The organism is Halomonas sp. 707D4 (genome assembly GCF_024158685.1).
Lineage (GTDB): Bacteria > Pseudomonadota > Gammaproteobacteria > Pseudomonadales > Halomonadaceae > Vreelandella.
The window spans coordinates 1-2,347 of sequence record NZ_JAMZBD010000471.1; the positions used below are offsets into that span (position 1 = coordinate 1).

A 2,347-nucleotide genomic window follows, 5' to 3' on the forward strand; every position below is an offset into this window, starting at 1 on the left:
CGCGTCTTCCATGCAGCGCTTGGGCCCCGTCGACAACGCCTTGCCCGGCGCCGGCTACGGGCCGGACTTCGCCTGGCGGCAGATGGACACCGGCGAAACCGCCGTAGGGGTGTCGACCAACGTCGCCCCGATCACCACCGACAGCTTCCGCATGCTGCTGGACTTCCTGCCGGCGCTCAAGCACTCGGGCGATCTGCTCAAGGTCCGGCTCTCGAGCGACTTCTTCGCCTCGCTCAACATGGCCTCACGCTGGTCCGCCAACGAGATCACGCCCTTCGAACAGGTACGCATGCTCTCGGGCAGCGTCGACGAGAACGAGGTGAATACCGCGCTTGCCAACCTGCGCCGTGCCTACCCGCAGTATGAAAACGCCGAGGTGCGCGAGCGCTGGGCCGGCATGATCGACGCAACGCCGGACTCCACCCAGGTGATCTCCGAGGTGCCGGAACACGATGGCCTGTTCGTGATCACCGGCTTCTCCGGCAACGGCCTGACCACGGCGCCGGCCTCCGGAGAAATGCTCGCCGAGATGATCGCCGGGGAAGCGACCACCTGTGATCCATCGATCTATCGCTTCAGCCGCTTTACCGACGGCTCGGAGTACGTCTTTCGCCACTGACCAGCGCCCCCCGCGCTTGCCTGTAAAAACGCCCACGCCACCAAACGGTGGCGTGGGCGTCACGGCAAGGGCTGAAGCCGTGGGCGTTAGAGCGCTTCGATCTTGGCCTTCTGCTCCTGAAGGAGCTTCTTGGCGGACTGGAACTCGGCGAGCTTGCCGCGCTCTTTCTCGATGACAGCGGCCGGGGCCTTGGCGGTGAAGCCTTCGTTGGAAAGCTTCTTCTCGATGCCGCCGATCAGCTTGTCCTGCTTGTCGATCTCCTTGTTCAGGCGCGCAAGCTCCGCGTCCTTGTCGATCAGATCCGCCATCGGCACCAGCACTTCCATGTCGCCGACCAGCTGGGTGGCAGAAAGCGGCGCGTCCGCCGGGTCGGCAAGCCAGGTCACGCTCTCGAGCTTGGCGAGCTTCGCGAGGAACAGGCGGTTGTTCTCCAGGCGCTCGGCGTCCGCCGGCTGGCCCTTGGTGAGCAGCACGTCCAGCGGCTTGCCCGGGGCGATATTCATCTCGGCGCGGATGTTGCGCACGGCGATGATCACACCCTTGAGCCACTCGATGTCGCGGCTCGCCTGTTCGTCGAGGCGGCTCTCGTCGGCTTCCGGCCACGCCTGGGTCATGATCGAGGCGCCTTCGCCCATGAAGGTGCCGGCCAAGGGCGAGACGCGCTGCCAGATCTCCTCAGTGATGTAGGGCATCATCGGGTGAGCCAGGCGCAGGGTGGCTTCGAGCACGCGCACCAGGGTGCGGCGGGTGCCACGCTTGGCTTCGACGGAGGCATTGTCGTCCCACAGCACCGGCTTGGAGAGCTCCAGGTACCAGTCGCAGTACTCGTTCCAGACGAACTCGTAGAGCGCCTGGGAGGCGTGGTCGAAGCGGTACTCCTCCATGGCGCGGGTCACCTGGGCCTCGGTCTTCTGCAGCTGGGAGATGATCCAGCGATCCGCTAGGGAGAGCTCGACCGGCTCGCCCAGCGCCCCGCAATCCTCGCCTTCGGCGTTCATCAGCACGTAGCGCGAGGCGTTCCACAGCTTGTTGCAGAAGTTGCGGTAGCCGTCCAGGCGGTTCATGTCGAACTTGATGTCGCGCCCGGTGGTGGCCTGCGACAGGAACGTGAAGCGCAGCGCATCGGTGCCATGGGGCTCGATGCCGTCCTTGAACTCGTCCTTCGTCGCCTTCGCGATCGCCTTGGCCTTCTGCGGCTGCATCATGTTGCCGGTGCGCTTCTCCAGCAGCGCCTCCAGGCTGATGCCGTCGATCAGGTCGATCGGGTCGAGCACGTTGCCCTTGGACTTGGACATCTTCTGGCCCTGGCCGTCGCGCACGAGACCGTGCACGTAGACGGTCTTGAAGGGCACTTCACCGGTGAACTTGAGCGTCATCATGATCATCCGGGCGACCCAGAAGAAGATGATATCGAAACCGGTCACCAGCACGCTGGTGGGGTGGAAGGTCTCGAGTTCCGGCGTCTTCTCCGGCCAGCCCAGCGTGCCGAAGGTCCAGAGGCCGGAGCTGAACCAGGTGTCCAGCACGTCCTCGTCCTGGGTCAGCGCGACATCGGCGCCCAGGCCGTGCTTCTCGCGCGCTTCCGCCTCGGAGCGCGCCACGTAAACGTTGCCTTGCTCGTCGTACCAGGCGGGAATGCGGTGGCCCCACCAGAGCTGGCGGGAGATGCACCAGTCCTGCAGATCGCGCATCCACGAGAAGTACATGTTCTCGTAGTTCTTCGGCACG

The 2,347-nt window shown here is 64.9% G+C and carries 2 protein-coding genes; one reads left to right on the forward strand and one right to left on the reverse strand.

What is annotated here, in order from left to right:
- Positions 1 to 619 (forward strand): FAD-binding oxidoreductase (locus tag BIS11_RS15385; RefSeq protein WP_253586474.1); only part of this gene is annotated, 619 nt, incomplete at its 5' end.
- An 86-nt stretch (positions 620 to 705) separates the two neighbouring features.
- Here the strand turns inward: BIS11_RS15385 and BIS11_RS15390 are convergent.
- On the reverse strand, positions 706 to 2,347 hold a 1,642-nt coding region (locus tag BIS11_RS15390; protein ID WP_253586475.1), incomplete at its 5' end, for a class I tRNA ligase family protein.